Origin of the sequence: Pseudomonas sp. MWU13-3659, from assembly GCF_023757525.1 — a bacterium.
GTDB lineage: Bacteria > Pseudomonadota > Gammaproteobacteria > Pseudomonadales > Pseudomonadaceae > Aquipseudomonas > Aquipseudomonas entomophila_E.
Window position 1 is genome coordinate 26981 of sequence record NZ_JAMSHW010000041.1, and the last position, 6448, is coordinate 33428.

7 protein-coding genes are annotated in these 6448 nt (G+C 62.9%); all 7 read left to right on the forward strand.

What is annotated here, in order from left to right; genetic code table 11:
* The first annotated feature begins 82 nt into the window (after positions 1–82).
* The 7 genes from NGM28_RS26290 to fdxA all read left to right on the forward strand — a co-directional run bounded on the left by NGM28_RS26290 (position 83) and on the right by fdxA (position 6443).
* Positions 83–1240, forward strand: coding sequence for a p-hydroxyphenylacetate 3-hydroxylase oxygenase component (locus tag NGM28_RS26290; protein ID WP_252092273.1), 1158 nt, complete (start codon positions 83–85; stop codon positions 1238–1240).
* Between the two features lie 32 nt (positions 1241–1272).
* On the forward strand, positions 1273–2178 hold the full coding sequence (locus NGM28_RS26295) for a p-hydroxyphenylacetate 3-hydroxylase reductase component (protein WP_240066106.1): 906 nt from the start codon (positions 1273–1275) through the stop codon (positions 2176–2178).
* Between the two features lie 239 nt (positions 2179–2417).
* Positions 2418–3917: an APC family permease gene (locus NGM28_RS26300; protein WP_252092274.1), complete on the forward strand. Its 1500-nt coding sequence runs from the start codon at positions 2418–2420 to the stop codon at positions 3915–3917.
* Complete coding sequence (locus tag NGM28_RS26305; protein WP_252092275.1) at positions 3898–4461, forward strand: DUF3156 family protein; 564 nt, start codon at positions 3898–3900, stop codon at positions 4459–4461. Before NGM28_RS26300 ends, NGM28_RS26305 begins: the two co-directional genes overlap by 20 nt.
* 233 nt (positions 4462–4694) lie before the next feature.
* Positions 4695–5660, forward strand: coding sequence for a transcriptional regulator FeaR (feaR, locus tag NGM28_RS26310; protein WP_252092276.1), 966 nt, complete (start codon positions 4695–4697; stop codon positions 5658–5660).
* A 271-nt stretch (positions 5661–5931) separates the two neighbouring features.
* Positions 5932–6249 carry a hypothetical protein gene (locus NGM28_RS26315; protein WP_240066110.1) on the forward strand — a complete coding sequence of 106 codons (318 nt, stop codon included), beginning with the start codon at positions 5932–5934 and terminating at the stop codon, positions 6247–6249.
* 11 nt (positions 6250–6260) lie between these two features.
* The gene (gene fdxA, locus NGM28_RS26320; RefSeq protein WP_240066111.1) at positions 6261–6443 is read left to right on the forward strand and encodes a 4Fe-4S ferredoxin; all 183 of its coding nucleotides are present in this window, start codon (positions 6261–6263) and stop codon (positions 6441–6443) included.
* The last annotated feature ends 5 nt before the right edge of the window (positions 6444–6448 follow it).

Genomic DNA, 6448 nt, shown 5'->3' on the forward strand with positions numbered 1-6448 from the left:
CTCCCATACTGACCCGGCATTCATCAGCGAGCCGCCACTCGATGGTCACGCTCGCCACGGTCCAATAACAATGAGCCAGACCATGAAAAAGCCAAACGCCCTGCTCGAAGACCTCAAGCCCCTGCTACCCGCCATCGCCGCCCGCGCCGACCAGGCCGAGCGCGAACGCAGCGTGCCCGCCGAGAACATCGCCCTGCTCAAGGGCATCGGCCTGCACAAGGCTTTCCAGCCCCGGCACTACGGCGGCCTGGAAATCAGCCTGCCGCAGTTCGCCGAATGCATCGCCGCCCTGGCCGGCGCCTGCGCCAGCACGGCCTGGGCCATGAGCCTGCTGTGCACCCACAGTCACCAGCTGGCGATGTTTTCGGCCAGGTTGCAGGACGAGCTCTGGCTTGACGACCCGGACGCCACCGCGAGCAGCAGCATCGCCCCGTTCGGCCGCACCGAGGAAGTGGAGGGTGGCGTACTGTTCAGCGGCGAGATGGGCTGGAGCAGCGGCTGCGACCACGCCGAGTGGGCGATCATGGGCTTTCGCCGGGGCAGCCAGGACTACTGCTTCGCCGTGCTGCCGCGCAGCGACTACCAGATCCGCGACGACTGGTTCGCAGCCGGCATGCGCGCCAGTGGCAGCCGCACCCTGGTGGTCGAGCGCGCCTTCGTGCCCGAGCATCGCATCCAGAAGGCCCGGGACATGATGGAGGGGCAGTCGGCAGGGTTCGGTCTGTACCCGGACAGCGCCCTCTACTTCAACCCTTACCGCCCGTACTTCGCCAGCGGCTTTTCCACAGTCAGCCTGGGCATCGCCGAAAGGATGCTTGAAGCGTTCAAGGACAAGACCCGCAACCGCGTGCGCGCCTACACCGGTGCCGCCGTCGGTGCCGCCACGCCGGCGTTGATGCGCCTGGCCGAGTCTACCCATCAGGTTGCCGCAGCCCGGGCGTTGCTGGAGAAGAGTTGGGCGCAGATCGCCGACTACAGCGCCCGCCATCAGTACCCGACGCGCACTGAATTGGCGTTCTGGCGCACTAACCAGGGGTATGCCGTGAAGCTGTGCATCCAGGCGGTAGACCGTTTGATGGAGGCCGCCGGCGGTGGCGCCTGGTTCGACAGCAGCGAACTGCAGCGGCTGTTCCGCGACGCCCACATGACCGGCGCCCATGCCTACACCGACTACGACGTCTGCGCGCAGATTCTTGGCCGTGAGTTGATGGGGCTGGAGCCGGACCCGGCAATGACCTGAGCCCCAGAACAACAATGAATCCGGAGCCTTGCATGACTACTTCCTTCGACTCGCGCGCGTTCCGCCGCGCCTTGGGCAATTTCGCCACCGGCGTGACCGTGATCACCGCCGCCGATGCCGCTGGCCGCAAGGTCGGCGTCACCGCCAACAGTTTCAACTCGGTGTCCCTCGACCCACCGCTGGTCCTTTGGAGCATCGACAAGCGCTCCAGCAGCCATGCCGTGTTCGAGGCCGCCGGGCACTTCGCGGTCAATGTGCTGGCCGCTGACCAGATCGACCTGTCCAATACCTTCGCCCGCCCCAGCGATGACCGTTTCGCCGGCATCGAGTACGAGGTGGGCGAGGGCGGCGCACCCCTGTTGGCGGATTGCGCGGCGCGCTTTCGGTGCCAGACGTTCCAGCAGCTCGATGGCGGCGACCACTGGATCCTGGTGGGCAGGGTCCTGGCGTTCGACGACTTGGGCCGTTCGCCTTTGCTCTATCACCAGGGCGCCTATTCCATGGTCTTGCCGCACCCACGCATGGCCCCACGCAGTCACTTCCAGGGCCGCTTGCAGCACAACCTGTACTACTTGATGACCCAGGCGCTACGCGCTTACCAGGGCGATTACCAACCCCGGCAGCTGGCCACCGGCTTGCGCACCAGCGAGGCCCGTATGCTGATGGTGCTGGAGCACGACGCGGGCCTCGCGCCAGCCGACCTTTTGCGGGAAGTGGCGATGCCCGAGCGCGAGGTCGGCGAAGCCGTCGCCAACCTCACGCGTAAAGGGCTGCTGGCTGAGGATAATGGCCGGGTGTGCCTGACCGAGGACGGTCGTGAGGCAACCGAAAGCCTGTGGGATATTGCCCAGCACCAGCAGGAACAGGTGTTCGGCCAGTTCAGCCACGAGCAGTTGGAGACTTTCAAGACCGTGCTCAAGGCGATCATCGCCCGTTGATTTGAAACGCCCCTTGTAGGAGCGGCTTCAGCCGCGATCACCCGCGAAGCGGGTGCCGGCCACCGCGTTGTCTGCATCGCGGCTAAAGCCGCTCCTACAGGTATCATGCGTAACCTGCGGCAAACACGAACGCTGGCAGAGAATTGCAAGGCCTTCGGCAGGCAGGGGCAAGACAGCGCCATGGACACAGGCCACATTAACCCGGCATAGCACTTTCCTCGTCCAGCCAGGGCCCGCCCATGACAACCAACAATAAGCTCACCGAGCATCTCAACCGCGGCACCGTCGGTTTCCCCACCGCATTGGCCAGCACCGTCGGCCTGATCATGGCCAGCCCGGTCATTCTCACCGCGACCATGGGCTTCGGCATCGGCGGCAGCGCCTTCGCCGTAGCCATGGTGATCGCTGCGGTGATGATGCTCGCGCAGTCGACCACCTTCGCCGAAGCGGCGGCGATCCTGCCGACCACCGGCTCCGTGTACGACTACATCAACTGCGGCCTGGGCCGCTTTTTCGCCATCACCGGCACACTTTCGGCCTACCTGATCGTGCATGTGTTCGCCGGCACCGCCGAGACCATCCTCTCCGGGGTGATGGCCCTGGTGAACTTCGAGCACCTCAATACCCTCGCCGAATCGGCCGGTGGCTCGTGGCTGCTGGGGGTGGGCTTCGTGCTGGTGTTCGGTGTGCTCAATGCCTTCGGCGTCAGCGCCTTTGGCCGCGCCGAAGTGGTGCTGACCTTCGGCATGTGGACCACGTTGATGGTATTCGGTGTGCTTAGCTTGATCGCCGCGCCGGCCGTCGAGCTGGAGGGACCGTTCGGGGTGTCGCTGGTGGGGACCGACCTGATGACCATCCTGTCGCTGGTGGGCATGGCCATGTTCATGTTCGTCGGCTGCGAGTTCGTTACCCCGCTGGCCCCGGAACTGCGCCGCTCGGCCTGGGTGATGCCCAAGGCCATGGCCCTGGGGTTGTTCGGCGTGGCCAGCTGCATGTTCATCTATGGCGCAGCGATGAAACGCCAGGTGGAGAACGTGGTGCTCGACGCGGCCAGCGGCGTGCACCTGCTGGACACGCCCATGGCCATTCCACGTTTCGCCGAGCAGGTGATGGGGGATATCGGTCCGGTGTGGCTGGGTATCGGCTTCCTGTTCGCCGGGGCCGCCACCATCAACACGCTGATGGCTGGCGTGCCGCGGATCCTCTACGGCATGGCCGTGGACGGCGCCTTGCCCAAGGTGTTCACCTACCTGCACCCGCGCTTCAAGACGCCGCTTCTGTGCATCCTGGTGGTGGCGCTGATTCCGTGCCTGCACGCCTGGTACCTGGGCGGCAACACCGACAATATCCTGCACCTGGTGCTGGCGGCGGTATGTGCCTGGAGCACGGCGTACCTGCTGGTGACCCTGTCGGTGGTGATCCTGCGCATCCGTCGCCCCGACTTGCCGCGCGCCTACCGCTCGCCGCTGTTCCCGTTGCCGCAGGTCGTCTCCAGCATCGGTATCCTGCTGGGCATGTGGTTCATCACGCCACCGGGCATGAACCCCGCCGATGTCTATGTGCCGTTCGCCGTGATGCTTGGCGCCACTGCCGCGTATGCGCTGTTCTGGACCCTGTGCGTGCAGAAGGTCAACCCGTTCAGGCCGGCGCGGGTCGAGGACGTGCTGGAGAAAGAGTTCGCCGCCGAGCCCGGCCTATCCCATAGCGAGCAGGTGCAGCATGTTGGCAAGCTGGCTTGAGCGCCTGACTGGCCCGCGCGCCCCGGCGGGATACCGGCCGGGGGCGACCTTGCAGCGGGTGTGGCGAAACCTGGGATTGACGGATGTGCAATCCGTAGCAGCGTTTACCTACCGCGAGGATGGCCCGCGGATCGAAGTGCGTGAGCGCACCGAGAGTCATCTCCTGATGCACCTGGTGATGTGCGAGTTCATCCTGCGTGTGCCTGCCGTGGGGCAGGGCACGCTGCAGGCCGAGCTGCATCATACGGGTGCGCTGCGCCGCACTGGCCTGGCGTGCCGTCGGCGTGGCGGCGACCAGGGATTGTTCGAGGCGCTCGAGTCACGCCTCGAAGAGGTTCGCGCCGCCCTGATGCCCTTGGACTTCAAGCGTTTGGTCATCGAGTGCCGCGATGGCCAATGGCAGGTGACCCTGGAGCACATGGGTGCCAGTGAGGTGGTCAACCGCATGCCAGCCTTCCGTCGCTACATCCCCCTCGACATTGAACAGCGCAAACACCTGTGGCGGGCATTCGATGCGCTGGAGCGCTTGCTTCGCGAGCTTTGAAACCCTGGGGCCGCTTCGCGACCCTTTCGCGGCACAAGGCCGCTCCTACAGATGATCGCGTTCCCTGTAGGAGCGGCCTTGTGCCGCGAAAGGAGTGCGAAGCGCTCCCAGCATCCTCAAGATACCTGGCACGTAACCTGCTGCCGCTACCCGCGAGTAATGACAGTTGTATGCTCATTGATAACATGTTAACAATTGACGTATAACAACAACGCCCGCGTGTGGAGGTTGCCATGCCCCAGCCCGTCACTCACTGCAATGTCAGGCCCGCCTTTGATGGCCTGGAGCGCTGGACCACGGCCATGCAGCAGGTCTGTGGCCAGTTCCAGACCGAACTGGCTTTCAACCGCTCGCTGTTCATCGGCGAGGTTTCGACCTTCAACCACGCCGGGCTGGCCCTGGCCAACCTGCGCACCAACGCCGGCAACATCCGCCGCCTGGGCGACAACCCCGACCGCGACGACGACCAGCACTGTTTCCTGGTCAGCCAGCGCATGGGCTATTCGCAGATCACCCAGGGCGGTGTGAGCATTCAGCTGTCGCCCGGCGAGCTGCTGCTGATGGACTCGGTGGGGCCGTGTGAAATCACCCCGTTCGGGCTGATCGAGCATGTGTCGCTGGCACTGTCCCGCGAGCAGGTGCGCAAGCACGTGGCGGGGCCGGGCGCGACCTTCGGCAAGATCTCCTCGACCAACGCCTGCGGGCGCATGCTGCACGTGCTGATGGACCAGTTGTGCCGTGAGGGGGATGACGCTGGTGGCACGCAAGGCGAAGCCCTGCAGGCGGCCTTTATTGCCCTGCTGGAGCCTGGCTTCGAACGGGCCGACGACAACCCTGGCGCGTTGTCGGGGCTCAGTGGCGCCAACTTGCGCGGCTATGTGCAGAAGGTCATCGATGAGTCACTGGGCCAGCCCGGCCTGACACCGGCCAACCTGGCCGAGCGCCTGAGCATCTCGGTGCGGCATCTGTACCGCTTGTTCGAGGAGGAGGGCGACAGCGTTTGCCGGTATATCCAGCGTTCACGACTCAAGCGCAGTGCGGACGACCTGTCCAACCCGTTCCTCAAGCGTGAGTCGATCACCTCCATTGCCTACAAATGGGGGTTCACCGATTCGGCGCATTTCAGCCGGGCGTTCAAGAAACAGTTCGAGCAGTCGCCGAAGGATTTCCGGGCGATGGCGTTGATGGCGGGGCGTTGAGTAAGGCCTTTTCGTCGACCAGCAGGTCCCCATTTAATTTTCACAAGACCAGGGACGGGTGGTGCCCTTGTATTTTCTAGGCGCCGGCGCTGCTCCAGCTTTAGCCACCATTGCTCGTCTGCATCACTCCAACCGGGTGGAAAAGAATTTGCTTGGTTCAGAAGCTCGCTGACCAAGGCCGATGACCTGACATTTTTGCCAGTAGCCATTTTCCTCATGTGGGCTGACTATCTGGTTGGAGTAGGGGGTAACAGTTTGGCAGGAGGGGCGTATGAAAAATGATGCTGACATTAATAGTGGTGAGCTTGTTCGGCTGTCCCGGCCAGAATTTTTGTGGCGGAAGGAAGGTGAGTTATTGAAGCGGCTTGTGGATGAGGCATTTCCTGTAGCCGAACTGCTAGTAGTCGACAGAAGCAGGGTACTGTCTGGGAATTATAAATGGATCAAGCCAGAGAACCCTGGTGAATGGGGTTATTGGCGATTTGATGAAACAGGTACATCTCCCGCTAATCTTGAGCTGGTCTGGGTGAGTAGTATTCCTGCGAACAAAGGCTTAGGGGGTGGTTGGGTAAATAGTAATGCGCTGTGAGGGAATTAACTATGTCATATGAAATCAGTGGTGAATGCATAAATTGCGGGGCATGTGAAAGTGAATGCCCCGTGACGGCAATTACTGAGGGCGAAGGACAACATTTAGTTGATGCTAAGAAATGTATTGACTGTGGCGCTTGTGAGACGGTTTGCCCGGTGGGTGCTGTCCAGAAAAAAGATAATGGATCATAAGTTTA